This window comes from Marinirhabdus gelatinilytica (genome assembly GCF_003353425.1).
In the GTDB taxonomy this organism is placed as follows: Bacteria; Bacteroidota; Bacteroidia; order Flavobacteriales; family Flavobacteriaceae; genus Marinirhabdus; species Marinirhabdus gelatinilytica.
In genome coordinates this window covers 199,787-226,215 of record NZ_QRAO01000003.1, presented here as the reverse complement: position 1 = coordinate 226,215, position 26,429 = coordinate 199,787, and the positions used below count along the sequence as shown (strand labels likewise).

At 41.2% G+C, this 26,429-nt stretch carries 28 protein-coding genes; 12 read left to right on the top strand and 16 right to left on the bottom strand.

The genetic code is table 11. The annotated features are described in order from the left end of the window. Positions 1-3 precede the first annotated feature (3 nt). Both C8D94_RS10090 and C8D94_RS10085 read right to left on the bottom strand, forming a co-directional pair. Entirely contained in the window at positions 4-657 is a 654-nt protein-coding gene (locus C8D94_RS10090; protein WP_115123821.1) for an ABC transporter ATP-binding protein, read from the bottom strand. Between the two features lie 45 nt (positions 658-702). Continuing rightward, a complete protein-coding gene (locus C8D94_RS10085) occupies positions 703-3,147 on the bottom strand; it encodes a DUF5916 domain-containing protein (RefSeq protein WP_115123820.1) in 2,445 nt (814 codons plus the stop codon). Between the two features lie 164 nt (positions 3,148-3,311). Between C8D94_RS10085 and msrA the strand changes: the two genes are divergently transcribed. The 3 genes from msrA (at position 3,312) to C8D94_RS10070 (ending at position 4,820) form a co-directional block, all read left to right on the top strand. Beyond that, positions 3,312-3,839 (top strand): peptide-methionine (S)-S-oxide reductase MsrA, encoded by a 528-nt coding sequence (gene msrA, locus C8D94_RS10080; protein WP_115123819.1) that lies wholly within the window; start codon positions 3,312-3,314, stop codon positions 3,837-3,839. Between the two features lie 6 nt (positions 3,840-3,845). Then, complete coding sequence (folE, locus tag C8D94_RS10075; RefSeq protein ID WP_115123818.1) at positions 3,846-4,445, top strand: GTP cyclohydrolase I FolE; 600 nt, start codon at positions 3,846-3,848, stop codon at positions 4,443-4,445. Positions 4,446-4,511: 66 nt separating this feature from the next. Further along, entirely contained in the window at positions 4,512-4,820 is a 309-nt protein-coding gene (locus C8D94_RS10070) for a hypothetical protein (RefSeq protein ID WP_115123817.1), read from the top strand. Between the two features lie 59 nt (positions 4,821-4,879). Here C8D94_RS10070 and C8D94_RS10065 read toward each other — a convergent pair whose 3' ends face one another. From C8D94_RS10065 to C8D94_RS10025, 9 genes are all read right to left on the bottom strand, one after another. Further along, positions 4,880-5,443, bottom strand: coding sequence for a type 1 periplasmic binding fold superfamily protein (locus C8D94_RS10065; protein WP_317047719.1), 564 nt, complete (start codon positions 5,441-5,443; stop codon positions 4,880-4,882). A 14-nt stretch (positions 5,444-5,457) separates the two neighbouring features. Then, complete coding sequence (locus tag C8D94_RS10060; protein ID WP_115123816.1) at positions 5,458-7,854, bottom strand: TonB-dependent receptor; 2,397 nt, start codon at positions 7,852-7,854, stop codon at positions 5,458-5,460. 40 nt (positions 7,855-7,894) lie between these two features. After that, complete coding sequence (locus C8D94_RS10055; protein ID WP_115123815.1) at positions 7,895-8,218, bottom strand: hypothetical protein; 324 nt, start codon at positions 8,216-8,218, stop codon at positions 7,895-7,897. Then, positions 8,219-8,521, bottom strand: a complete 303-nt coding sequence (locus C8D94_RS15475) for a DUF6787 family protein (protein ID WP_115123814.1) — start codon at positions 8,519-8,521, stop codon at positions 8,219-8,221. It lies immediately after the preceding gene. Next, positions 8,518-8,946: a DUF6146 family protein gene (locus C8D94_RS10045; RefSeq protein ID WP_115123813.1), complete on the bottom strand. Its 429-nt coding sequence runs from the start codon at positions 8,944-8,946 to the stop codon at positions 8,518-8,520. Before C8D94_RS10045 ends, C8D94_RS15475 begins: the two co-directional genes overlap by 4 nt. A 113-nt stretch (positions 8,947-9,059) precedes the next feature. Further along, a complete protein-coding gene (locus C8D94_RS10040; protein WP_115123812.1) occupies positions 9,060-9,695 on the bottom strand; it encodes a DUF937 domain-containing protein in 636 nt (211 codons plus the stop codon). A 41-nt stretch (positions 9,696-9,736) separates the two neighbouring features. After that, positions 9,737-10,696 carry a D-2-hydroxyacid dehydrogenase gene (locus C8D94_RS10035; protein WP_115123811.1) on the bottom strand — a complete coding sequence of 320 codons (960 nt, stop codon included), beginning with the start codon at positions 10,694-10,696 and terminating at the stop codon, positions 9,737-9,739. 57 nt (positions 10,697-10,753) lie between these two features. Then, positions 10,754-11,821 carry a 3-phosphoserine/phosphohydroxythreonine transaminase gene (gene serC, locus C8D94_RS10030; RefSeq protein ID WP_115123810.1) on the bottom strand — a complete coding sequence of 356 codons (1,068 nt, stop codon included), beginning with the start codon at positions 11,819-11,821 and terminating at the stop codon, positions 10,754-10,756. Positions 11,822-11,955: 134 nt separating this feature from the next. After that, positions 11,956-13,008: an acyl-CoA reductase gene (locus C8D94_RS10025; protein WP_211308918.1), complete on the bottom strand. Its 1,053-nt coding sequence runs from the start codon at positions 13,006-13,008 to the stop codon at positions 11,956-11,958. 63 nt (positions 13,009-13,071) lie between these two features. Here C8D94_RS10025 and C8D94_RS10020 point away from each other — a divergent pair, with 63 nt between their 5' ends. After that, positions 13,072-13,422, top strand: a complete 351-nt coding sequence (locus tag C8D94_RS10020; protein WP_115123808.1) for a 4Fe-4S dicluster domain-containing protein — start codon at positions 13,072-13,074, stop codon at positions 13,420-13,422. 116 nt (positions 13,423-13,538) lie between these two features. Here C8D94_RS10020 and C8D94_RS10015 read toward each other — a convergent pair whose 3' ends face one another. Beyond that, a complete protein-coding gene (locus C8D94_RS10015) occupies positions 13,539-14,084 on the bottom strand; it encodes a hypothetical protein (RefSeq protein WP_115123807.1) in 546 nt (181 codons plus the stop codon). Positions 14,085-14,260: 176 nt separating this feature from the next. Here C8D94_RS10015 and C8D94_RS10010 point away from each other — a divergent pair, with 176 nt between their 5' ends. Both C8D94_RS10010 and C8D94_RS10005 read left to right on the top strand, forming a co-directional pair. Next, a complete protein-coding gene (locus C8D94_RS10010; RefSeq protein WP_115123806.1) occupies positions 14,261-15,127 on the top strand; it encodes an alpha/beta hydrolase in 867 nt (288 codons plus the stop codon). A 13-nt stretch (positions 15,128-15,140) separates the two neighbouring features. After that, complete coding sequence (locus tag C8D94_RS10005; protein ID WP_115123805.1) at positions 15,141-15,947, top strand: alpha/beta hydrolase; 807 nt, start codon at positions 15,141-15,143, stop codon at positions 15,945-15,947. A gap of 8 nt (positions 15,948-15,955) precedes the next feature. On the opposite strand, the gene C8D94_RS10000 is transcribed toward C8D94_RS10005, so the two are convergent. Continuing rightward, on the bottom strand, positions 15,956-16,360 hold the full coding sequence (locus C8D94_RS10000) for a hypothetical protein (RefSeq protein WP_147278534.1): 405 nt from the start codon (positions 16,358-16,360) through the stop codon (positions 15,956-15,958). 94 nt (positions 16,361-16,454) lie between these two features. Further along, positions 16,455-16,949, bottom strand: coding sequence for a hypothetical protein (locus C8D94_RS09995; protein WP_115123803.1), 495 nt, complete (start codon positions 16,947-16,949; stop codon positions 16,455-16,457). A 177-nt stretch (positions 16,950-17,126) separates the two neighbouring features. Here C8D94_RS09995 and ychF point away from each other — a divergent pair, with 177 nt between their 5' ends. Then, a complete protein-coding gene (ychF, locus tag C8D94_RS09990; RefSeq protein ID WP_115123802.1) occupies positions 17,127-18,221 on the top strand; it encodes a redox-regulated ATPase YchF in 1,095 nt (364 codons plus the stop codon). A gap of 213 nt (positions 18,222-18,434) precedes the next feature. On the opposite strand, the gene C8D94_RS09985 is transcribed toward ychF, so the two are convergent. After that, the gene (locus C8D94_RS09985) at positions 18,435-19,277 is read right to left on the bottom strand and encodes a phosphatase PAP2 family protein (RefSeq protein WP_245946266.1); all 843 of its coding nucleotides are present in this window, start codon (positions 19,275-19,277) and stop codon (positions 18,435-18,437) included. A gap of 215 nt (positions 19,278-19,492) precedes the next feature. On the opposite strand from C8D94_RS09985, the gene C8D94_RS09980 reads away from it, so the two are divergent. The 5 genes from C8D94_RS09980 (at position 19,493) to C8D94_RS09960 (ending at position 25,577) form a co-directional block, all read left to right on the top strand. After that, entirely contained in the window at positions 19,493-21,343 is a 1,851-nt protein-coding gene (locus C8D94_RS09980) for a DNA topoisomerase IV subunit B (RefSeq protein ID WP_115123800.1), read from the top strand. A 47-nt stretch (positions 21,344-21,390) separates the two neighbouring features. Further along, positions 21,391-21,849 (top strand): hypothetical protein, encoded by a 459-nt coding sequence (locus C8D94_RS09975; protein WP_115123799.1) that lies wholly within the window; start codon positions 21,391-21,393, stop codon positions 21,847-21,849. A gap of 120 nt (positions 21,850-21,969) precedes the next feature. Beyond that, on the top strand, positions 21,970-24,675 hold the full coding sequence (locus C8D94_RS09970) for a DNA gyrase/topoisomerase IV subunit A (protein ID WP_115123798.1): 2,706 nt from the start codon (positions 21,970-21,972) through the stop codon (positions 24,673-24,675). A gap of 3 nt (positions 24,676-24,678) precedes the next feature. Beyond that, positions 24,679-25,110 carry a large-conductance mechanosensitive channel protein MscL gene (gene mscL / locus C8D94_RS09965; protein ID WP_115123797.1) on the top strand — a complete coding sequence of 144 codons (432 nt, stop codon included), beginning with the start codon at positions 24,679-24,681 and terminating at the stop codon, positions 25,108-25,110. A gap of 182 nt (positions 25,111-25,292) precedes the next feature. Then, positions 25,293-25,577 (top strand): hypothetical protein, encoded by a 285-nt coding sequence (locus C8D94_RS09960; RefSeq protein WP_147278533.1) that lies wholly within the window; start codon positions 25,293-25,295, stop codon positions 25,575-25,577. A 17-nt stretch (positions 25,578-25,594) separates the two neighbouring features. Here the strand turns inward: C8D94_RS09960 and C8D94_RS09955 are convergent, their stop codons facing one another. Further along, complete coding sequence (locus C8D94_RS09955; protein ID WP_170134756.1) at positions 25,595-26,413, bottom strand: VF530 family DNA-binding protein; 819 nt, start codon at positions 26,411-26,413, stop codon at positions 25,595-25,597. Between the last annotated feature and the right edge of the window lie 16 nt (positions 26,414-26,429).

Here is a 26,429-nt window from a genome sequence, read left to right as displayed (position 1 = left end):
TCACTAACTCACGATCACTCCATCCTGCATGACCAGCTTTCTATCGGCCATTTCGGCAAGTTCTTCGTTGTGGGTCACGATAACAAAGGTTTGTCCAAACTCATCACGTAATTTAAAGAAAAGGTTGTGGAGATTTTCCGCGCTTTCGGTGTCGAGGTTACCGCTGGGTTCGTCTGCCAATATAATTTCAGGATTGTTTATCAACGCCCTAGCCACAGCAACACGTTGCTGTTCGCCACCAGAGAGCTCATTGGGTTTGTGGCTTTCGCGGTGGGATAGCCCTAAAAATTTCAGTAATTGCTTGGCTCTTTTTTCAGCTTCTGGTTTTTGGGTTTTCTTTATAAACGCAGGGATACAGATATTTTCCAGCGCCGTAAACTCTGGCAGTAACTGGTGGAACTGAAAGATAAAACCTAAAGAGGCATTTCTGAACTTTGCCAGCTCCTTCCGGTTTAATGTAGCTATTGCGGTGTTGTGTATTTTTAGCTCACCTTCGGAAAAATGGTCCAATGTACCCAATATTTGCAGCAAGGTAGTTTTCCCTGCCCCCGAAGCACCTACGATAGATACGATTTCAGATTTTTTTATATGAAGATCTACACCCTTGAGTACGTGGAGGTCGTCGTAGTATTTATGGATATTATGTGCCTGTATCACTTGGTTTCAGTTTTTACGAAAGTACATATTTAAATTAGAAGCGACCTACGCTTTTTTGTTGAAGAGATATTTTACGTTGTTGTAATCTATAAAATAGGTTATCCGTAATGATAGCGTGTGCTGCTGGTCTTGTTCAAATAAATTTTGTAGGCTTTCGGCGTAACCAAGTTGCGCCATTTCGTCTATTTTAAAGATCTGGTTGCGATAGAGAAGGGAAGCCTCACTGCCAGGAGCAAACCGCCACCGGAAGCCCAAATCCAAGTTCCAGATATTGAAATTGGTATTGGGGTCGTTTTCTGAAATATCATACGGGGTTACCTCCTTGGTACCATCTTCATTTAGTGAAAAAAAGATATTGTCACTATAGTCTGCAGTACTCCAAAAATTCCTGAAACGCAGGTCTATTGCCTTAAAAGGGTCAAAATTATAACTTGCGGTAATAGAATTTTCAATACTTTTTCTGTCTCTTTGACCGAAAAATATCTCTTCTTCGGTATTGTCTATATATCCAAACTCATCATTATTGATGGCATATTCAGAGCTCAGTATCATAGCAAACTTGTTTGAGAACCTATATCTTGGCGAAACATCTACAAAGATCGACCTACTGGGGTCGTTAAAGGCTACACGGGCTCCCACGCCTATGTCGTATGCAAATTTTTTCCTGAAATCTGTTGAGATAAATCCTCTTCCCCCCAGCGCTGCGGGAAATATAACAAAACGGCCATCTACCCTGGGCTCAAAATAATCCTTGTTCTTTGTGCTGTAGTTCCCGTTTAAGCCAAATGCAAATCTATTGATAGTAAAAAAGAAGGTGTCAAAACTATAATCATTCCTAGTTTGTACGCTAGGTTTATACAATCTTCGGTGCCTTGCAGTGAGTGAAAATCTATACCGGTTAAACACTGTTGTAGGCTCAAATATTTCATAAGAAACCCCTGCTACGAAGTTGTTGTAATTATTGGTGAAATTTACTCCTAGGTCGTTTATGTCGAAAGTTCTATTGGCAAAGTCATGACCCACCCGATACCTAAAGTTTCCCTTAATCCTGAAAATGTCCAACTCGCTCCTAAACCCAGTTTTAAAGCCATTGGGCTCGTTTACATTATTTACAATAGCGCGTCCCGAGGTTCTGTAATTATTGCCGCTATCTGCTACATCGAACGCCAGTGCCGAGACGTTGGCATCCCTAAAGCTGCCATCGCGTGTTACATTGGTATTGATAAGTGAGATAGAACTATTTCCATTGAACTGTTGGTCCAACACAAAAACGTTATAGTTTGAAATGGGCTCTGTAACAACCTCTCGAATAACTCCTGTAACAGTGTCTTGGATTACGGTCTTTGTTTTTCCCGTAACTGTGTTAAGAACCCCTATTCCCAGATTGTTCTTAGTGCGTCCCGAGATCTTTACGGCATTTAAAAGTTTAACTCGACTTGGGTTTTCCAAAAACTTTTCTTCATCTTCCAACGCTGCGATGCCCGATGGAGCATTGCCAATTCTTCTTGAGAAAAAGATACCTCCTTTTTTAAAGAGTTCTATCCCCTCAGAAAAAAACTGCCTATTTTCCCTAAAGGTTTGTTCAAAGGGACCTAAGTTTAATTCCACTTCGTCAAATGCTGCTTGCCCAAAGTCTGGTATTAGTGTGGCGTCTAATGTAAAACTATCGCTAAGACCATATTTTAGGTCCAATCCTGCGCTTACATTGGTTTCAGTCTCCCCGCCAAATTGTGAGATGACACCTTGGGCAAAGGGAAATAGTGTGAGACGTACTGGGGGGTCAATATCTTTGAGGTTTGTTATCAGGCCATTGTACTGGGTCTCTTTACCAATGCTGTTGTTTATAAAACTCCAAGTGTGTGTTTCGTTACGTGTTTTTATTTCCCTATAAAAATTAATACTCCAATCCTGTATTTCTTTCTCGGGAAAGCGCAATGCGTTATAGGGGATTTCAAACTCGGCATACCATCCCTTTTGGTCGTAGGATATTTGGCAGGAAAATACCACATTATACCCAAAATCTTGATCGTTGCTACTCACGCGCGAATCTCCAATTGTACCGGCACTGGTTACGTAAAAACGGGTTTCGTTAATGCCATCGTTGTAGGTATTTATGGCAATTGCAAGACGGTCTGCTTGAGCAAACACATCATCACGTTGTGAGTATTGTCTAAAGATGCCCTCTGGATTTGGGTCGTACATATAGACTGCTATATAGATTGCTTTATCCGTATAGGCCATTTTAACTTGGCTTTGGAATTCTTGCGGAATGTTCCCTTCATTTCCCGGTTGGTACATGTTAAAGTCCCCGGAGGGGGTAATATTCTGCCACACGGCATCATTGAGGACACCATCTACTGTAGGGCTTTCAGAGATACGCTGGGCATTAAGGATTTTGTGGGGCCTATTGTCTGGTGTTAGGTTTTCTTGGGCAGTAGTTAGCGTAATAGAAATAAAAAGAAATAATAAACTTAAATTAAATTTGCCCATTAATAAAAACTAGATTTATGTGTTGTGCCAACGATGGAGTAAACAAAAGAAGACAAATCTAGCAGTATGGGTTCGTTGGGCTTACTAACAAAAAGTTAAAAAATCGATTTTTTGTAAACCTAAATCCCCATACCCGTAACTTTGATGATAGTTTTATAAAAGATATGGAACAAATAGTTTTTGCAGCAGGCTGTTTTTGGTGTACGGAAGCTGTCTTCCAACGTATAAAGGGAGTTGAAAAAGTAATCCCAGGATACACTGGCGGAAATATAAAAAACCCTGCCTACCGTGAGGTGTGCCAAGGCCGTACCGGTCATGCCGAAGGGATATCCATAACCTATGATCCATCCGTAATTACTGTTGAGGAGCTGCTTGAAATCTATTTTGCTACCCACGACCCCACCACCCTGAACCAACAAGGGAACGATAGGGGTACACAATACCGCAGTGCTATTTTCTATACAACTGAGGCACAACGGGAAGCTGCAGAGCAAATGGTTGCGCTACTTGAGAAAGAAAACGTTTTTGAAAACGATATTGTGACCGAGGTAAATGCGCTGGACGTTTTTTATGAAGCTGAAGTGGATCACCACGACTATTACAACTTAAATAAAAACCAACCTTATTGCCAGTACGTCATAGATCCAAAAGTGAATAAACTAAAAAAATACTACACAGATAAATTGAAATAAACCTACATGGGAAGTTATAAAAATACCGAAGAATATGCTATTGAAACCACTACAAAACTTGCTGAGAACTTTTCAGAAATCCTAAAGGGCATTGGGGAGAATGTTGAAAGGGAGGGCATTGTAAAAACCCCAGAGCGCGCCGCAAAAGCCATGCAGTTTCTAACCTCGGGACACTGCCAAGACCCTGCAGGTATATTAAAAAGCGCCATGTTTGCCGAAGATTACAATGATATGGTAGTGGTAAAGGATATTGAGCTATATTCCCTTTGCGAGCACCATATCTTACCTTTTTTTGGGAAAGCGCACATCGCTTATATTCCAGATGGTCATATTGTGGGATTGAGTAAATTACCCAGAGTAGTAGATGTATTTGCAAGGCGCTTACAGGTACAAGAGCGACTTACGCATGATATTTTGGAGTGCATCAACAATACGTTAAAACCCAAGGGAGTGGCCGTTGTAATTGAAGCCAGCCACATGTGTATGATGATGCGCGGCGTACAAAAGCAGAACAGTGTTACCACTACCTCTGGTTTCCGCGGACAGTTTGAAAAAATAGAGACCCGTAACGAGTTCCTGAAGTTGATAACGAGTGATTTGTCCTAACTGTCACAACAATTTCTGGCATCTTTCTTGCGTTATGGTATGTAGAATCTATAACACAAGAATACCATGAAAAACACAAAAATTTCAAATCTTAAAAAAGGGCTCTTATTCGATGCTATTGGTATGGTTACTATGGCAATTCCTGTTATTGGACCTTTTTTAGATATCCTATGGGCACCTTATGCAGCTAAGAAGATGAGCGATATGTATAGTGGGGAACAGGGGAAGATAGCTTCGGTAGTAGTGTTTATTGAAGAGATACTACCCATATCGGACATTATCCCAACATTTACCCTTATGTGGTTGTATACGTATGTATGGCAAGGGAAGAAAGACCCCGTTCCGCAAACCATCGAGGTTGAGGTTGTGGAGTAAATAAATATAAAAGTATATAAAGAGGGCTTCAGTTGTATTGCTGAAGCCCTTTTTGTTCGTTACTCAATAGTTACCTGAAAGGTTGCTGAAACATCGGTCTCTCCTCCTGCATCTCCCAAAGTACCATCGTTTGGCTTAGTAGGCTCATGTCTTAGCACTACTGTAAGGGTTCCCGAGCTGGCCGATTCTGGCAACAGTGTAAATTGCAATCCTATTGGGTTGCCATTACTATCCTCGTCACCATACGTTACGCTACCGTCCAATCCTCCTCCAAAAACAAAGAATACTTGGTGTTCCTCGGCTTCCTCTAGGATTTCTTCGTTGATATCTTCCGCTGGGCTTTCGGTTTCATTCAAGAATTGTACGGAACCTACATACGGGATATTTTCTTGAAATGTTCCGTTAACGCTAACAACGGGGTCGTTAGGGCCATCCCCGTCCAAATCGCGGGACTCTAGTTCAACTACATCACCTTCTCCAGTTAAGGTTACGATAACCGATGTAATTACCTCCTCTTCATTTACAGGAGCCGGGGGTGTGTCATCGTCGTTACTACAGGATATAAAGCCTAGTGTTACTACTGCTACTATGGCTATGGTTAAAAAATTTATTCTTTTCATCATTTTAAGTTTAATAATTAATAATTGAATTTTAGTTGTAAGGTTATATTTCTTCCTAGATCATCAGCATAATACCGCAGTCTATTCAAATAATCTCTGTAGGAAGTATTAAACAGGTTGGAAACGTTTACATTGAGTTTCAACTTGTTGTTTTTATGTATGTTGAATACAGTGCTGGCTCTCAATCCAATAAGGTGATAGGCAGCAGGGGGTGTACTTATATCCACGGTCTCAAAACTATCGGTCTCTGGAATAAAGACTTCAAAATTATTGTCCGGAAATTCATTTTGCTCAAACACATAATTGCTATCCAGCCCAATACTTACAGGTGTTTTCCAGGGTAGGACATAGGTAATGCCGTTCACCAAATTAGCAGGAGGCATATTTATTAGGGCTTGATCCCTTGTGCGGTCCCACCCCTTCACTAATGAAAATTGGTTGCTGTAGTGCAAGTCTTCAGTAAGTTTGTACTGTAGGTCCGTGTCAACCCCCAATAACCTTGCAGATGTTTGTCTATATTCCCAGACCTGAAAATTCCCACGGATGGTCTGTTCAATGCCCGTAGGTTCAATAAGGATAAAGTCTTCTATAAAGTTTGCGTATGGATTAATTGAAAACGAAAAATCACTCCCTTTCTTCTGAAGGGCACTCGTTATTTTCTGGGAAATTTCCGGTCCAAACCGTAAATCTCCCAGCTCTATCCTTGAAGCACTGTGGTGCAAGCCTTCACTGAACAGTTCCGAAGGGTTTGGCGCCCGTGATGCTAACGAATAATTAGCAAACAAAAAATAATCTTTGCTCAACTGATACGAAATCCCTGCCGTTGCAGAAATAGTACCGAAATCCAACTCTGGATTGGTGAGAATTTGATTATTGAACTCTTCCACGACCAATTCTGGGAACTGCTCGTCGTACCCGCGTGCTTCCCAAAAGGAGGTTCGGTAAAACTTAAAGGTGTCCATATAGGTATAGTCAAACCTAAATCCAAGTTCTGCTGTTAGTTTCTCGGTAAGTTGGGTGTCTGCTATTCCAAAGGCAGCAAGTTTGTATTGCTCATAATCTGGTATCAACCTGCGCACACCTGTCGCAGGGTTTGCAAAGTTTTCTTGGAAATTTCCTACCAAACCAAACTTGGTGCTGGTTTTTCCCGAAAGATCACTTTCTAGGCTCAACATAAGATTGTGTGTGGTTAGCTCCAGATCTACAGATGGGATTCCATCATCAATTCTGGTCACATCAAACTCAAACCTATTGTTTTGCTGAAAATCATATTGTAGCGATAGTTTTCCCACATTGTCCAACTGTACAAAACCTGAAAGTTTTGCCAAATGATGGGTTACTTCCTGTCTGGGGACGTCAATATTGTAAGTAAAGTCTCTAATTACCAAAGGGGTATCACTGTTTATAGCTGCAACTTGGTCTTGTGCTCCACCTACATGTGACGCCCGTAAAATACCTAGGGTATTTTCAAAATAGGAGTAATACCCCTCTAAGCCGTACTTTATTTTATTGATCCCAACATTCACCGAAAAATCACGTTCTTCCGTACCGGTATTGGTCAAAACATAGTCCGGGGCCTCAAAGTCGCCATATTGTTTTAGCGTTCCTTGTACGGTGCTGTAAAATCCACTAGAGAAACTTTTGGTAAGTACCGTGGTAAATGTTGCTCCACGACCATTGGTTTGCGCAGAAAGGAGGGTCTTTCCATACAAAGAATCTTTAATGGCTACCCTAGCAGGCTCTGAAACCACAACGCCCCCAATGGCATCGCCGCTAAACTGCAAAGCCGAAGCTCCTTTGAGTACCGTAATGCTTCCTGCGGTATTGAGGTCTATATTAGGTGCATGTTCTGCACCCCATTCTTGGTCCTGCTGTCGCACCCCGTTGTTCACAATGGTAATACGGCTACTGTGCAACCCGTTGATTACGGGCTTTACCACTGCATTACCTGTGTTCAATGAGGAAACCCCACTTATAGTCTTTAGTGCATCTCCTAAAGAAGCATTGCTGAAACTTTCAAGGGTTTCAGTCTCAATCCTGTTTTCGAGCAATGTTTCAGTCTTGGTAACATAGCTGGAACCTTTTACTATAATTTGGTTCAATTCTTCCAAATGGTGCTCTAGCCTGAAGGTGCGTGAGGTGTTTTCAGAAATTTCAAAACTAAATGCCCTTGTGGCGCATTCAGGGTGGGAAACCTGTACATTGTATGTGCCAGGACACAAACCTGAAATTGTAAAAGAGCCATCGAGATTGCTTACAACGGCATCTTCGGTTTCAGCAATAATAATAGTGGCTCCAGATAAGGTACTACTATCGTGGAGGTCTATGATCTCACCGGTAAGGGTAAGGTCACAATTTTGTGATATAGCCCCTGTACTGGCCAATGCCAGAAGGAGCATAAAGGGTAATTTCATAGGGGAAAATTAGTTACAATGAATCTATTTCAAATTCTTGTTAACTAATGGGTGGACCGCGTAAAGATCTAGACTGCGGTATGTTATTGAAAACTTGAGAAGTATAATTTTTATTTGGAGTATCATTTGGGATGGGAACAACCTTAAAACCCAGAGGTGTGTGGTCCAAACGAAAAACCGTAGACATAAATATGGTAAGATCACAATCCAGTTCCTGCTCGTGAAGGTGTGTTTCTACATTACCGCAAAAGGTGTGCTCGTGGTCTTCAAAAATATGTGAAAATTGAAGCACAGAGGGAAACACGATAGCTAGCACAAGAAGTTGTGCTACGAAAGAGGATGTTATGTGTTTAATGGTTTCCATTTAGTTTTTCAGTAAAAAACCCAGTTTCATGCTACGGAGCATTTTTTTTTCAAAGTTCCAAAAAAAATGGTACTCACCAAACAACCATCCAAAAAATACCAACAAAACTTGGTATATAGGAAAAATGATCACAATTCTTACGGGCCAATAAATATACCAACCCGCGTCCTTTGTTAGGCCAATAAATTCAGTGAGAGGTCCTGCAAACTTCGCAGAAGTACTGCCGGTAATGGCAAATACTATAAATATTACAGTGAGTTGCCAGTTTGAGGTAATGTTCCAACGTTGTTTAAGCTTTTTCAATTTCTAAGTCCGGGGAATTTTTGGTTGTATGTTCTGGAGAAATACCTGAAATATTGGTATAAAAGGTAATTTACTTCCTTTCCGTAGTGTACATTGGGGTTATAATCTATTTGCTGTGGGTAAAGTTCTCTTGAAAAGCGGTTGTTTAAAACCCTGCGATTGTATTCTGCTACAAAAAAATTGTTCTTTCCTTCTAGGAATCCAATTCCGTAATATTCTTGTGGTGGTTGGGTATTCAAAAAGCGTGGAAAGCCAAGATCTGTAATAATAATTTCGTATTCCAGACTATCGTTTGCAATGCGTATGGGTTCTTCTTCAAAATTCTGTGTTCTCTCTGCCCCAGTATCCATAGCGACCTCTTGGGGAGTACTGCAACCAACCAAGCATAATACAATAATTACCGTTGTGAGAACAACATTTTTCATAGCATATAAATTTACGAAATACTCAATTTAAAAGGATTGTTTTAACTTCATTTAACAAAAAACGCTCCAAAGTACTAATTTGGAGCGTTTATTATATGTGAGAACGTTTAATGTTAATTCCCGAAGAGTCCTCCTAGCAGACCTCCGCCACCTCTTTTGCCTCCCAAAACCATTCCTGCTACGTCATCTATCACACTGCCATCATTGTCACCATCTAAGATAGATTCTATGAGCGATTGTTGTTTTGGTTCCTCAGGCTGGTTGCCACCCCCTAAAAGACCTCCCAACAAATTGCCTATTCCGCTCTGGTCGGACACGCTTTGCTGCTTCTTTTGTTTTCCTAAATAACCCAACACTATGGGTGCGACAACTGTTAAGATTTTCATCACATTGTCTGTATCCACACCTGATTTGTTGGACAGAGCGCTTACTACATTATTTTGAGAGCCCCCCAAAACGTGACCTAAAATTCCAAGGCCATCTTGTTTTGCTTCCTCGTTTACACCACCGCCAAAAAAGCCACCCAGATTGTCGAGGATGCTTCCGTCGTGTTTGTTGTTTAAAGCACCCATAAGTCCTGCAGCACCTTCTGGGGTTTTTGCATTACGCTTCATGGCTCCCATTAAGAGGGGTAGGGCCATAGAGACTACATTTGCTGTTTTATCTGCTGGTTGGTTTGTTTCTTGGCTTACGCCGCCAATGATTTGTTTTCCTAGGTCGCTATTGAGTAATTCTAATATTCCTGACATGTTTTTTGGTTTAAATTGAAGGTTAAGGTACAAAATTCCTACTAAGAAACGGGTTTTAAAATGCTTATAATCTGCTCGGCAAGCTCGGTCCCAATTCTATCCTGTGCTTCGTTAGTGGCGGCACCTATGTGCGGGCTCAAGGAAATTTTACCGTTCATCAATACTTTTATGGCCGGAGTGGGTTCTTCTTCAAAGGTGTCTAGAGCTGCAAAGCGTAGTTTCCCGCGTTCCAGGGCATCTACCAAGGCTACCTCATCTATAACACCACCGCGTGCAGCATTAATGATGGCTGCTCCGTCCTTCATTTTTTCAATTTGTTCTTTTCCAATTATATAATCCTTTTGGGCAGGAACGTGCAAGGTAATAAAGTCGCTATGCTGAATGAGCTGTTCAACAGGTTCAGTTTTAATCTGAAGGGTCACTTGCTGTCCATCGTAGAAATCTAAAGTGATATCTGCCTGTCCAACATATTTATCGCTGGCAATAACCTTCATCCCACAACCAAGTGCGATTTTTGCAACTTCGCGTCCTATACGGCCAAAACCTATAATACCTATGGTTTTGCCACGTAATTCGGCTCCTTTGGCATAGCTCTTTTTCAATTCCTTGAATTTCGAGTCGCCATCCAGGGGCATATTCCTGTTGGCATCGTGCAAGAAGCGAACGCCACCAAACAAGTGTGCGAAAACTAATTCTGCTACGGACGATGAGGACGCTGCGGGTGTATTGATCACGTGAAGCCCTTTTTCACGGGCATATTCCACATCAATATTGTCCATCCCAACACCGCCACGGCCAATCACTTTAAGGCTAGGGCATGCGTCTATGATGTCTTTTCTAACCTTGGTGGCACTACGCACCAAAATTACATCTATGTTGTTTTCGTTTATGTAGTTTATAAGTTGTTCTTGGGCTACTTTGGTAATGATTACCTCAAAACCTTCTTGCTCTAAGGCTTTTATACCACTTTGAGAAATGCCGTCGTTTGCTAGTACTTTCATATGTTATATTTCTTCGCTTTCGCGATTCTATTTGTATAGTTGTTTTATCTTAATTGGTTATGCGTTTTTTTCCAGTTCCTGCATTACTTCAACAAGCACCTGGACGCTTTCTATAGGCATAGCGTTGTACATAGAGGCACGATAACCTCCTACGCTGCGATGGCCGTTCAACCCATTTATATTGGCTTTATTCCACAAGAGATCAAAATTCTCTTTATGGGCATCGTCTTTAAGGTTAAATGTTGCATTCATATTAGAACGATCTTCCTTGTGGGGTACAAAACCTTCGAACAGAGGGTTGCGATCAATTTCGTTATAAAGAAGTTCTGCTTTTTTGTTGTTCAGCTTTTCAATAGCCTTAATACCGCCCAGTTCCTTTAACCATTCCAGGGTAAGCATTGAAACATATACAGGAAAAACCGCTGGTGTATTGAACATACTGTCCTTACCAATATGAACCTTATAGTCCAACATAGAAGGAATTTCACGGGATACTTTCCCTAAAATCTCTTCTTTTACCACTACCAAGGTAGTACCTGCGGGACCCATATTTTTTTGGGCACCTGCGTAGATAAGGTCGAATTTTGAAAAATCCAAGCTTCGTGAAAAGATGTCACTGCTCATATCACACACTAAGGGAACGTTGGAATCTGGAAACGATTTTAGTTGGGTGCCAAAAATAGTGTTGTTGCTGGTGCAGTGAAAATAGTCCACATTTGGAGGGACCGTATAATTTTTTGGTATATAGTTAAAGTTAGCATCCTTGGATGAAGCTACCTCAACCACCTCTCCAAATAGCTTTGCCTCCTTAATAGCTTTACTGGACCAAGTACCCGTGTTGAGGTAGGCGGCTTTTTTTTCCAATAAATTATAGGCTACCATTAAAAATTCCAAACTGGCTCCACCTTGTAAAAATAGTGCCTTGTATCCTTTGTCTTTCAGCCCCAATAGCTCCAGTGACAGTTCTCTGGCACGTTCCATAACTTGTACAAAGGCTTTGCTTCGATGCGATATCTCCAAGAGTGATAGGCCAGAGTTGTCGTAGTCCTTTACCGCTAGGGCTGCATCTTCAAAAACCGACGGTGGCAAAATGCAGGGACCTGCGCTAAAATTGTGTTTTTTCATGGTGGTTGTCTTTTCTATGTGCAAATATCAAAAATATGTACTGTATTGGGCGTTAAATAATTGATAAGTTTCATTTTGATCTTTTAAGGATTGCAGCTTGTTATATTATAGGCTCAGAATAGAAAAGCAACGTATCAGAAACCAGAAATAAGAAACTGTATTGTATCCACCCCATCGGCATAGTCCCAAAGTTCAGGTTTTTGTGCTTCACCAAAGGGAATATGGTTTTCTGAAACGATACACTGTATCTTTTCTTCTGCTGAAGCCAATTGCTCCGAAATCTTTTCAACCGAGGTATACGTCTCATAAAACACCACCGAGATAGGGGAGGAGAAGCCCGTATCCTCCTTCAGTAACAAGAACTCGTTATCCAACAATTTAATAGTACTCATAAGGTACACAGCTTTGTTATAATCGTAATTGTTGATGTATTTATGGTTGTTTATAACGTCCTTCCAAGCAAACATCCCATTAAAGAAGTGGTCCCAATTATAGTCTTCCGGTACATAAATTTTTGAAACATTGCGGCAACCAAGACCAAAATATCTAAAAATATCACCGGCCAGGGCTTCCATTTGCTGTGGAGTTTCCTTGCCATTGATTAGGGCAACGCTATTTCGGTTTTTACGTATAATATGTGGGTATTTACCAAAATACTGCTCAAAATAAAGTGCGGTATTGTCGCTTCCTGTGGCGATCACCGCGTCAAAATCCTCTAGTTTTTTTGTGGTGAGTTCAATCTTGTCTTTAAAACCAGGCTCGATCGCAATTAGATATTTACATACAAACGGCAACAACACCTTGTCGTTTGAGGATAGTTTACCCAATACTGAATGTCCCGACAGCAACACGCACAGAAAGTCATGAAAACCTACCAACGGGATGTTTCCCGCCATTACGATAGCAACTTTTTTACCTGGAGCTGTTTCAGGTATCTCGTATGCTGAAAGCCATTGTTTTAAATTGCTCTCAGTGAGTGCCTCGCCCCAGCTTTTACAGGTGAACCTTAGGTTGTCCTCGGTAAACCAAGTGTTCTGCGCTTTTGCGAGTTGTAGCGTGTGTTCCATTTCAGAAAAAAAGGAATCGTTGTGCGGTAGTGCTTGTTTTTTTTGCGGAGGGTTTTCCCCAAACTGGGAAAAAAAGGCGCCTAATTGTACAAATGCGTTAATTCTTTGTTGTAATTGCATCATTGTTTGGTGTTGCGGGTGTTAGGCATTAAATTTGCGCAAAGTTAGAAAAAGAAATTCCCTATGGCAATTATAATAACAGACGAATGTATTAACTGTGGAGCTTGTGAGCCAGAGTGCCCAAACACCGCAATTTATGAAGGAGCAGACGATTGGCGCTATGCAGATGGAACCGATCTTGACGGTAACGTTGTGTTACCTAGTGGAAAGGAAGTTGAAGCCAACGAAACACAAGAACCCATAAGTGATGAGATTTATTACATTGTACCGGATAAATGTACCGAATGTAAAGGATTTCACGAAGAACCTCAGTGTGCGGCTGTATGTCCTGTAGATTGCTGCGTGCCAGATGATGATAATGTAGAAACTGAAGAGGAATTACTGGGTAAACAAGCATTTATGCACCACGAATAGTTAGATTTTTTTAGTATAGCAAAACACCCGCGATAAGCGGGTGTTTTTTTTGTAGCTACTCTCAATCAACATTGTTATTGATATAGTTGAGCAACTTGAATGTGCAGGGACTGAAATTATTTCATTTTCTCCTTTTTCATTCTTTTCTTCTTCTTCTTCTTCATTTTCATATTGTCATCCATTTTAATTTTATAGACATAATTCATCACGCCATCGTTATCAGGATCGTAACTTTCTACTACAAAATCGCCGTCGGCATTAAAATATCCAAATGAACTCGTTCCGTCTTGTGTATAGATATAATATCCTTTTTGTGATGTGGGATACAATCTAGCAACTCTTTCTTTCTGGCTACGTGTGTCTACTATATAATAACCAGTTTTTTCGGGAACAAACCTATATGAAATACCATCGTTGTAATAGTCAACATTGGTGCTCACCGAGGTGGGTTGCATTTTTGTATTAAAGTTGTGGTAGCTGGTTTTTTTACCAAGAGCAATGTCTGTTTTGGTTTGGGTTTTAATCTCTTTGGTATTTACATCAACACCATCATCATCGGTTACAACTGTCTTTTTAACTGTTTTAACTTCTTTTTCGTTCGTATTTTGTGCAAAACCTACTGTACAAGCAGCTAGTGCAGCAATCATTAGTATCTTTTTCATCTCCGTTTCAATTTTAAATTAATACTGTAAGCAATCTAACGAATTATTGTGTTAAGCCTTAACAATGCTATGGTAAGTGTTTATTAAAATATGTGCTTCTAGGTCCATTTTAATATAATTTAACTTAATCTGGCCCAGTTTAGGCTACCGTTTTCAATATTTTGTACCTTAGTGGTATGCCATATTGGGTACACATTACAATCTGGATAGTCGCTATTTACATAGCGATAAGCATACTGTTATATTATTTGCAGGATTATTTTTTGTTCAAACCCGAGAAACTTCCAAAGGATTTCAAATTTTATTATGAGAATCAAAAAGTTGACGAATACAACTTGAAAACAAAGGATGGAGCTATCATAAATGGACTTCATTTCAAAACCGAGAATCCGCGTGGTATCGTGCTATACCTTAAGGGCAACAGTAAAAGCATGAAGGGCTGGGGTAAATTTGCGGTAGATTTTACCCGTCACGGCTACGATGTGATTATGGTAGATTACCGGGGCTTTGGCAAAAGTATAGGAAAGCGAACTCAAGAAAACATGAAAAAGGACCTGCAATATGTGTATAACAAGATCCGGGAGCGAGTGCCTGAGCGTTACATTATTTTATACGGTAGGTCCCTGGGTTCTGGTTTTGCCACAAAACTGGCCTCGATGAACCACCCCAGAAAGCTCATTCTGGATGCACCCTACTATAGTTTGCTTAAGGTGACAAGCCGCTATATGGCATTTATGCCACTTTCAATTTTGTTGAAATATCCCATGCCCACCTATAAATGGATTAAGTACGTACGTTGCCCCATACACATTATACACGGAACCAACGACAAGTTAATTCCTTTTAAGAGCAGTGTAAAACTGTCTAAGATCAATCCATCACAAACTCGTTTGTGGCCTGTAATTGGGGGCGGCCATAAAAACTTGAATAATTTTGAATCGTATCATGAAATGTTGGGACAGATTATTAATTTTGAAGACGAAAAAATAGATTTGTCCACTACGAGCTATACCGTAAAACACAGTTCGAAAAAAGCAAATTGAAGTTTTTGTTAAGATGAAAAAATTATTGAAACTTTTATTGGTCCTGGTTACCTTGGTGGTGGCTGCAGTTGGGTTGTTATATGCATTCCAGGAAAAAATCATATTTCTTTCTGAAGAATTACCTCAAGAGCACAACTTTACCTTTAAGGATTCACAATCTTTTGAAGAAATTGTTCTACACACCAATGATGGCGCCAAGCTACATGGTATTCATTTTAAAGCTGAAAAAACCAGGGGGCTCGTACTATATTACCACGGTAATGCAGGGAATCTTGCTAAATGGGGGGCCATTGCGCCACGGTTCACAAAATACGGGTATGATGTATTGATGATGGATTATAGGGGCTATGGAAAAAGCAGTGGCGAACGTAGTGAAGCACAATTGTACGAAGATGCTATGGCCTTTTTTAGCAAAGCTAAAGAGTTGGTACCCGAAGGGAAGATAATTGTGTATGGTAGATCTTTGGGTACGACCTTCGCAACCTATGTTGCCTCAAAAAACAGCCCAAGAAAACTCATATTGGAATCTCCCTTTTACAGCTTGGAGAAGTTGGCCAAAAACAGATACCCGTACTTGCCCATTGAAAAACTCTTGAAGTATAAATTTGAGACAGCTAACTACATTGTACAGGTTTCCTGTCCCATCACCATCATACACGGTGCCGATGACGGAATTGTGCCTTACAAGGAAGCAGAGCAACTATATAACGTAATACCAGAACAACAGCGCACATTGGTTACCATAAAAAATGGTAAGCACAATAACCTTGGTTCTTTCCAAGAGTATTGGCTTACCATCCACAAAATGTTCTCGTATTAAGGAGTGGTTTAGTTTCCGCCTTCGTTCTCTTCTACTTCTTTTTCTTCTTTTTCTTTCTGAAGTTTCTCCTTACGGGAATTGTACGCTTTTCTTTGCTTCTCTATTTGCTTTTGGCGTTTTAGCTTGTCTTTTTCGCTAATCTCCTTAGTTACCAAACCTTGTTTCTTGGCACGCTCTATCAGGGCTTGCCTTTTCTTTTCAATCTTTGCTGCCCGATCTTCCTTCATCTTTGCGATGGCGGCTTCGGCCTCTTCGTCTTTCGTTAATGTTTTAGAGGCCACATCTGCATCGGTTTTGGCTCCCACGGTAGTTTCGGTGGCATTAGCTTTATCTGCTGAGATGGTTTCCTGAGCATATAAGCCATAGGTAGAAAATAATAGTGCGGTAAGTGTGAGGGTAAAATGTTTCATCATTACTATTTTGATTATGTATGTAAACGTACATTAATTTTGGCTATAAAAAAAATCCTCGGTAATGTACCGAGGATTTTCCTGAGTCGCCTAAAGGCTACTGTATTCCATCACCATCTGGGTCTTTCTTCAACTTTGCCATACCTTTTGGACGGGACTCTAGCTCTTTTCTTCTTTTTTCAAGTTCTGCCATCATTTCCTTTTTCTTTTGCTCCATAGCCATCTTTTCCTCTCTGGCTCTTTGGGCCATCATTTCCTTGGATTTTTCCAAATCCATCTGTTGGGCCTGTTTTTTCTGCTTTACTACCATTTTGTTGGCAGCATTCTCATCGGTAGTAGATTGCACCACCTGGGTTCTATCTGCATCAAGCTTTTTTACTTTTTTAGCTTGGTCCTGCATATCGTTACCTTCCACTTCAATTACGTCAATCTCGGCATCTACGTCTTCAACAACTTTGGTGGTCACATTCTCATCGTCTGTTACACGTACTTTCTTAACGGTTGTTTTTTTCTGTACGTCCTTTTGTACCTGTGCAGTCAATGTTGCTGAGAACAGTACTGCAACACAAAGGAAGCTGATAGTATTTTTCATAATTAGGCTATTTTTAAAGTTACACTATCAAAGTTACGTCAAGGCGTGTTAAATTACTCCCAACGAGACCTCAAAGTTTTCCTATAATTTTTGAACCTGGCCTTGTACATTAAAACAGATGTATACCGTATATTTGCGCCCAAAACAAGCTACAAAGCACCTTAAAATATAGTTCGCATGAAAGCAGGTATCGTAGGATTGCCCAATGTTGGAAAATCTACCCTTTTTAATTGTTTGTCCAACGCCAAGGCACAGAGCGCAAACTTCCCGTTTTGTACCATTGAGCCCAATATAGGCGTGGTGAACGTTCCGGACAACCGTTTGTTGAAACTGGAGGAACTCGTTAACCCCGAAAAAGTGATTCCCGCTACCGTAGAGATCGTGGATATCGCAGGACTGGTTAAGGGAGCCAGTAAAGGAGAAGGATTGGGGAACCAATTTCTTGGAAATATAAGAGAGACAGATGCTATCCTGCACGTACTGCGTTGTTTCGATAATGATAATGTAGTACACGTAGATGGTAGTGTAGACCCCATACGTGATAAAGAGACAATAGATATTGAACTACAGCTGAAAGACCTCGAAACCACTGAAAAAAAACTAGACAAAGTAAAAAGAGCTGCCAGGACGGGAAACAAAGAGGCCCAAAAGGAAGAAGCTGTTTTGTTGAAAATAAAAGAAGGTCTTGAACAAGGTATCTCGGTTCGTGCTATCACTATTGCTGAAGATGACAGGGAAGAATTTGTAAGACCCTTGCAATACATAACCGATAAGCCCGTCATGTACATTTGTAATGTAGATGAAGATGCCGCTGCTGCAGGGAACGTCTATGTAGATAAAGTAAAGGAAGCCGTAGCAAGCGAAGATGCCGAAGTGATCATCCTGGCCGTAGGTACCGAAGCAGATATAACCGAACTGGAAACCTTCGAAGAGCGCCAGATGTTCCTTGAAGATCTTGGGCTGGAAGAGCCAGGCTCTGCAAAGCTTATTCGGGGAGCCTATAAGTTATTGAACCTGCAAACCTACTTTACCGCTGGCGAAAAAGAAGTGCGTGCCTGGACTATTCCAGTAGGCGCTACAGCTCCACAAGCCGCTGGCGTGATACATACCGATTTTGAGAAGGGCTTTATTCGAGCCGAGGTAATTAAATATAGTGATTACGTACAGTACGGTAGCGAAGCCAAAGTTAAGGAAGCCGGCAAAATTGGCGTAGAGGGTAAAGAGTACATCGTACAAGATGGCGATGTGATGCACTTTAGGTTTAATGTGTAGTTGGTAGTAGGTAGTTGGTAGACGATAGGACATTACTTCGTACCTTGTAGCTCAAGAGCTGCTTTGCGCGCTTTTTTTGATTCCAAAATAACACGCTGCGCCGGTACGATTATGCAAAAGACTTGTTCGCATAATTACATTGCTATAAACACAAAACCCTTTCAACTTATTAAAGAGAAAGGATTTATTGTCTTTTGAGCTTTTAAAAATACTCTAAAATTTCAGCGAGAGCGCCATTGCGGTATATTCGTCCCCCAAATACGTTCTACCACCTGTTGGGTAAATGGACAATCCGTCATTATTTTTCTTTTTGTGAAGTTCAGGGACTAGGATCCCAACACCAGCACCCAGCGCATAGCCCAGTAGTACATCGGTAAGAAAATGCTGTCCGGCCTGTATTCTAAAATAACCCACAGCGGCAGGAGGAATGGCAGCTCCGGTCCAGACCCAAAATTTTGCATTGGACTCCGGGTGTACATCACTATACACCTTGGCCATAAAGAAAGTCGAGGACGCCGTTGCTGCAACATGGCCCGAATAAAAAGAGCGCTGGCCGTTGCCACTCATCCTTCTGTCTATACCAGTGGTACCACTATCGTCATATACATAGGGTCTGCTTCTGTTCACAAGACCCGCTGTAATTGTATACATTGCGGCAGTTGTGGATAAACTTTCCAAATACATACCTAGATAAATACCCGTGTGGTCGTTTATCTCGTCATTGAAAAGCATTGCAAACGGTGCTGCAAACGAGATGGCAAAAGGAATATCGCTTATCTTATTGGCATCTTCGTCATGGTTTCCTGCGGCCCATCTGTCGAAAAAGTTTATCTTATCGATCTCACCTTCAAGGTTGTTCTGTATGCGCATAAACTCATCAGGGTCTATATCGTCTTTGTTCTGTATCAATAAAAATCCCCCTGCACTTCCAGCAAGGGCAGTACCGGTCCAAATACCATCTGTGGTCCAGTCCCACTCATAGGGGGTTTCAGCTTTTTGGGCGTTTGAAATTGTAATTGAAATTAGGGCGAGGGTAAGTAATAGTTGTTTTTTCATACTAGCGAAAATATAAGATATGATACTTCGCTGACTATACATTAACAATTTATTAAGCGAGTTTTGCTGAAATTTTTTGAAAATGGATTGCTGTAAGTATCCATATTTCAATTTTCTTAACAATTTCTGTCGCTCAATTGTTAATTACTTTCAAGAATTAGGGTTTTTCAATTTAAGCCGAAACCCTATATTTAACGCTTATTCAGCAGATTTTTATGGCAGAAACAAATTATACCGAAGACAACATACGCTCGCTCGATTGGAAAGAGCATATACGTATGCGTCCCGGAATGTATATTGGTAAATTGGGAGATGGTTCCTCCCCAGACGATGGTATCTATATTTTGTTGAAAGAAGTTATCGACAACTGTATCGACGAGTTTGTGATGGGTGCCGGAAAAACCATCGAGATCAAGATAAAAGATAAGGAAGTGAAGGTGCGTGACTATGGCCGTGGTATCCCATTGGGCAAGGTCGTGGACGTAGTTTCCAAGATGAACACAGGGGGAAAGTACGACAGCCGGGCCTTTAAGAAATCGGTTGGGTTGAACGGGGTAGGTACCAAGGCGGTAAATGCACTTTCTGCTTCGTTTAAGGTAGAGTCGGTTCGCGATGGGCAACAAAAAGCCGCTCGTTTTGAACTGGGAGAGCTGGTGGAAGATCCTAATGTGGAAAACACCACCAAACGAAAAGGGACCAAGGTTACTTTTGTGCCGGACGATACTATTTTCAAGAACTACAAGTTCCGAAGCGAATATGTGGAAAAAATGCTCCGCAACTACGTATACCTAAACCCAGGGCTTACCATAGACTTTAACGGCGAAAAGTTTGTTTCCGAAAACGGATTGAAAGATTTGCTCGAGGACGACATGAACAAGGACGATATGTTGTATCCCGTGGTTCATTTACGAGGAGACGATATTGAGGTAGCCATCACACATTCCAAGACCCAGTACAGTGAGAGCTATTATAGCTTTGTAAACGGACAGAACACCACCCAGGGAGGAACACACCTCTCAGCATTTCGGGAAGCTTTGGTAAAAACCGTTCGGGAGCATTTTGGAAAGAATTACGATGCGAGCGATATTCGTAAATCAATCGTGGCGGCTATAAGCATCAAGGTCATGGAGCCTGTTTTCGAGAGCCAGACCAAGACCAAATTGGGCTCTACCGATATGGGGGGCGATCTGCCCACCGTACGCACCTACATAAACGATTTTGTGAAGACCCATCTGGACAACTACCTACACAAGAACCCAGAGGTGGCTGAGAAACTCCAGAAGAAAATCCTTACTGCCGAACGGGAGCGCAAGGAGCTCTCTGGAATTCGTAAATTGGCAAAAGACCGAGCTAAAAAGGCCAACCTGCACAACAAGAAACTACGGGATTGCCGTATCCACTTTGGCGATAACAAAAAGGAGCGTTATCTGGAAACTACCCTTTTTATCACCGAGGGAGACAGTGCGAGTGGTAGTATTACCAAGAGCCGGGATGTAAATACACAGGCTGTTTTCAGTTTAAAGGGAAAACCGCTCAACAGCTACGGACTTTCAAAGAAGATAGTGTACGAGAATGAAGAGTTTAACCTTTTACAAGCGGCACTTAATATTGAGGAATCCCTCGAAGACTTGCGTTACAACAATATCGTGATCGCTACCGATGCCGATGTAGACGGGATGCACATCCGCCTATTGCTCATAACATTCTTCCTGCAGTTTTTTCCTGAATTGATCAAGGAAGGCCACCTGTATATCCTGCAAACGCCGCTCTTCCGGGTACGGAACAAAAAAGAGACCATTTACTGTTACAGCGAAGAAGAACGCCGTGATGCCATAGAAAAATTGAAGCCGAAACCAGAAATCACCAGATTTAAAGGATTGGGTGAAATCTCTCCGGACGAGTTTGTGCATTTTATAGGTGAGGATATTCGTCTGGATCCTGTGATGCTGGACAAACAAATGAGTATTGAGGAAATGCTGAGCTTTTATATGGGCAAGAACACCCCCGATAGGCAAAAGTTTATTATTGAGAACTTGAAAGTGGAACTGGATGCGGTGGAGGAGTGATGGTTTATTATTATTTTGGAATTAAAAAAACAATTGTTTTGGGTTCTATGAAGAAAATAGGTTTAATTACAACCCTAGTTATTTTATTGATTTCCTGTAAAACTAAAAAATCTTGGGATAAAAGATTCGGTGCTTTAAACAGAACATCTGTATCAGAAGAAAAAATTGAAGATTACAAATTGTTCTTAGAAGATTATTTTATGGATTGTAATATTTCAGAAACACATGATATTCAGTTCAGTAAAAAGCTTAAAAATTTGACTTCAGAAAACGGATATAAGAGCTGCAGGGGTATGACAAGTGATATTGGAAACTTAAATTCTATATTTCTTGAAGAATTGAGAGGAGACGGTCATTCTTATATTGTCTATAGATATAAAGCACAATTTGAAGCAAGGCCATATTTTTCTGAAATACGACTCGTTGAAAGATTTGATGGAGAATTAATTTCTTTAATTCTCAGGAAGAAATGGTATGAAACAATGGATAACATAACATCAAAATAAATATTTAAATAATTCAATAGCCCCTTCGACTTGTCTCTGTTGAACGAGGCACGAGAGAGAAACACACTAAGGGATCATTTTCCTAGAAAGCGATCTAGTCCTAAAAATTTTATAGAATACATGAGTGACCAACTCGAAAATAACGAAAACGAAGAAAACCTAAACCCCGAAGACATCCACCACCAAGATGTGGAAGGAGGCGAAGTGGAAGAGGTAGATACAGGCGAGACCATTACCCGTGTTACAGGGATGTACCGTGAGTGGTTTCTGGATTACGCCAGCTATGTAATCCTGGAACGGGCCGTACCCGCTATTGAGGATGGTTTTAAACCCGTACAGCGCCGTATTATGCACTCCATGAAAGATCTGGACGATGGCCGTTACAACAAGGTGGCAAACATTGTGGGGCATACCATGCAGTACCACCCCCACGGGGATGCCAGCATTGCAGACGCCATGGTGCAGATAGGGCAAAAGGATTTGTTGATAGACACCCAAGGAAACTGGGGAAATATCTTAACGGGCGACCGTGCAGCAGCCTCCCGATACATCGAGGCGCGCCTATCTAAATTTGCGCTGGATGTAGTCTATAACCCTAAGATTACCGAGTGGCAAGCTAGTTACGACGGTCGTAGGAAGGAACCTATCAACCTACCCGTAATGTTCCCAATGCTCTTGGCACAGGGGGGCGAGGGGATTGCCGTGGGTCTTTCCACAAAAATATTACCGCATAATTTTATTGAGTTGATAGACGCTTCCATCAAACATCTGCAGGGAAAGCGTTTTACCCTTTATCCAGATTTCCCAACGGGCGGAATGGTTGACGTAACAGACTACAACGACGGGCTACGTGGTGGGAAGATTCGAAGCAGAGCGCGTATCTTACAGCATGATAAAAACACCTTGGTAATTCGGGAGATTCCGTTTACAACGACCACTTCATCCCTGATAGACTCTATCCTAAAAGCGAATGACAAGGGGAAGATAAAAATCAAGAAGATTGAAGACAATACAGCCGCAGAGGTTGAGATATTGATACATATCCCTTCGGGAATATCCCCAGATAAGACCATTGATGCACTATACGCTTTTACCAATTGCGAGACCTCAATCTCTCCGTTGGGCTGTGTGATAGAGGACAATAAGCCATTATTTATTGGCGTTTCGGAGATGTTGCGCCGTTCTACCGATAGAACTGTTGAGTTGCTGAAAAGCGAGCTGGAGATACAATTGGGAGAGTTTGAGAACCAATGGCACTACGCCTCTTTGGAGCGAATCTTCATTGAAAACCGAATTTATCGCGATATTGAGGAGGAGGAAACATGGGAAGGTGTTATTGCGGCCATTGACAAAGGTTTGAAGCCCCACACGGGCCACTTAAAACGTGAAGTTACCGAAGAGGATATCGTGCGTTTAACAGAGATACGCATCAAGCGTATTTCAAAATTCGATATAGATAAAGCACAACAAAAAATCGATGCGCTGGAAGATCAGATTGCGCAGGTGAAACACCATCTGGCGAACTTGATCGAGTATGCCATAGACTATTTTAAAAGGCTGAAAAAAGATTATGGAGAGGGAAAAGAACGCCAAGCAGAGATTAAGGTGTTTGACGATATTGAGGCTACCAAGGTAGTAATCCGTAACACAAAACTGTATGTTAACCGTGATGAAGGCTTTATTGGTACCAGTTTAAGACGTGATGAGTACGTAACAGATTGTAGCGATATAGACGATATCATCTGTTTTACCCAAGAGGGAAAGATGATGGTGACCAAGGTAGACAGCAAGACCTTTATAGGCAAAGGGATTATCCACGTTGCTGTGTGGAAAAAGAAGGACAAGCGTACCACCTACAATATGATTTATAAAGACGGCCCTCGTGGTGCTACCTATGTTAAGCGCTTTAACGTAACGTCCATGACGCGCGATAGGGAGTACGATATGACGGCCGGCACCAAAGGCAGCAAAGTACTTTATTTTTCAGCAAACCCGAACGGGGAGGCAGAAGTGGTTACCATTCTCTTGCGCCAGAGCGGAAGCATTAAAAAACTGAAATGGGACCTCGACTTTGCCGATCAATTGATTAAGGGACGAAATTCAAAAGGTAATATCGTGACCAAATATGCCGTAAAGCGGGTAGAACTGAAGGAAAAAGGACTCTCTACCCTAAAACCCCGAAAAATTTGGTTTGACGATACGGTACAACGATTGAACCTTGAGGGCAGGGGCGAACTGCTGGGAGAATTTAAATCCCACGAACGCTTGCTCATCATTAATCAAAAAGGTATCGCAAAGACAGTAGTTCCCGAAATTACCCTTCGGTTTGATGAGGATATGATCGTGCTGGAAAAATGGGATCCTAAAAAACCGCTTTCGGCCATTTATTGGGAAGGTGAGAAAGAGCTGTTCTATGTAAAACGTTTTTTGATCGAAAATCCAGACAAAGAAGAACTCATAATAACCGATCACCCAAAATCCTACCTAGAACGAATTTTTACCGAGCATAGGCCACAAGCCGAAGTAGTTTTTGTGAAAGAACGCGGAAAAGAAAGAAAGGAAAATCTGGAAGTAAGCCTAGAAGAATTTATTTCGGTGAAAGGCATCACAGCCATGGGGAATCAACTGACTAAAGATAAGGTACTGGAGATAAACGCTTTGGCAGCATTGCCTTACGAGGCTTCCGAAGAAAAGAAAACCGAAGACCTGGATGTTATAGACGAAGAAGAAGTTAAAAACGATACTGAAGCAACTTCTGCTAAAAACCCAGATACAAAAGTACCCCCAACAAAGGATAATGGCGAGCAGGGCTCCCTGTTCGATTAGCGTATGAAAAGCTTTATTAAAGAATTTAAGAATTTTGCAGTAAAGGGTAACATGATCGATATGGCGGTAGGTATCATCATTGGTACCGCCTTCAACAATGTAGTGAACACCTTGGTTAAGAAAGTGGTTATGCCGCCCTTATCACTGCTCACAGATGATGTTAACTTAAACGAACGCAAATACATCCTGCGCGAAGCTGCAGAAGATGTCCAAGAAGTTGCTATTGGCTATGGAGAATTGATCGAGGTACTCATCGATTTTTTGGTCATCGCCCTCACCATTTTTGTAGTGATTAAAGGCATCAATCGTTTTAAGAAAAAAGCCGAGGACCCCAAGAACAAAACCGTGGAAACCCCAAAGAACATCGAGCTGCTCTCCAATATCGAACGTTTGATGCAAGAACAGAATGCGCTGTTAAAGAAAAAGAAACCTTAGTGGAAATACGTAAAGATTATTGTGAAAGAAAAATCATTTGTCATTCCGGAGGGCGTAGAAGGAGGAATCTTAATTCTCTTGCAATGTAAATTCTGAACTTTTTTTTCGTTAGGCCGTCAAATCAGTTTTTGGGACGAATTAAAAAACTGTTTTCCTTAAATTTACAATACCAACTTAAAACAATGCCACACGGAAGTCTCAATGCTTTTAAAGCTACGTTAGCAAGAAAAAAAGCACGTGATAGAAAAAAGAAGAGTCTTTTCGATACTAAAACTGAAGGACATAATCATTCAACCGAAAAAACCGAATACAATTTCCCAAAAGTTTCCGAAGAAGAACTTGAAGAAATAAAAGAAGGAATTAGGAGAAAATTTAAAAACCGAAGAAGAAAAAACCTCGTGGTTACATTGTTTTTTTTTCTCCTCTTTATTTTTTTGTTTTTATGTTTGCTTGTATTGGTACCGTAAGATTGATTAATACATCATTACATCTTAAAAGTCCTAACATACAATTGTTCCACCTCTTTCCGTGCCCAATCTGTTTTCCGAAGGAATTTCAAACTGGAATTAATCGAAGGGTTCACCACAAAACTGTTTATACGTACCTGTTCGCCCAGCGCTTCCCAGCCGTAGTGTGCTACCAGCTCGGTAACAATGGTTTTTAGGGTAATGCCGTGCAACGGGTTATTGGGTTGGGTCTTGGGTTTTATTTTTTTCTGAAATATCCCGAACAATTCACTACCCTGTCTCGAGGGAATAGAGTTGTAGCTTGGCTCCAGCGTTAAGATTTCAAAATGCGGGCTGAGGTATTTCCGGTATTCGGTTTCTGAAGCACCATAAGGCCGTAGTTCAGAATCTTGGGTTGCTGTGTTTTCAAATAATACAGCAACAAGCTTTCCTTTTGGGACCAGGAGGGAGGCCATCTTGGTAGCGTATTTCACCCGCGTCATTGGGTCTGGCTCAAAAGAACAGAAAAATGTTTGTTCTATAATAAGGTCGTATGTTCCTTTGTGCTTAAAAAAATCCTGTTGGTGTATGTGTTGTTCAGGGAACGAAGGATTCCTTTTTTTGAAGTTTGAAAGGGGGATCTCAGAAATATCAAGGATGTGAACGTTTTTAAAACCCTTGCTGTGCAGATATTCAGCTTCGTAGGCATTTCCTGCACCGGGGATTAGGATCTTTAGGTTTTTTTGCGTTACTTGTTCAAAATAGGCAATGAGCGGCCCGGTCGCTTCACCCACGTCCCAACCCGTATCACCGTCTTTATAGCGCTGTGTCCAGTATTCTTGATCGTTTTTACCCATAATATTTTAGTTCTAT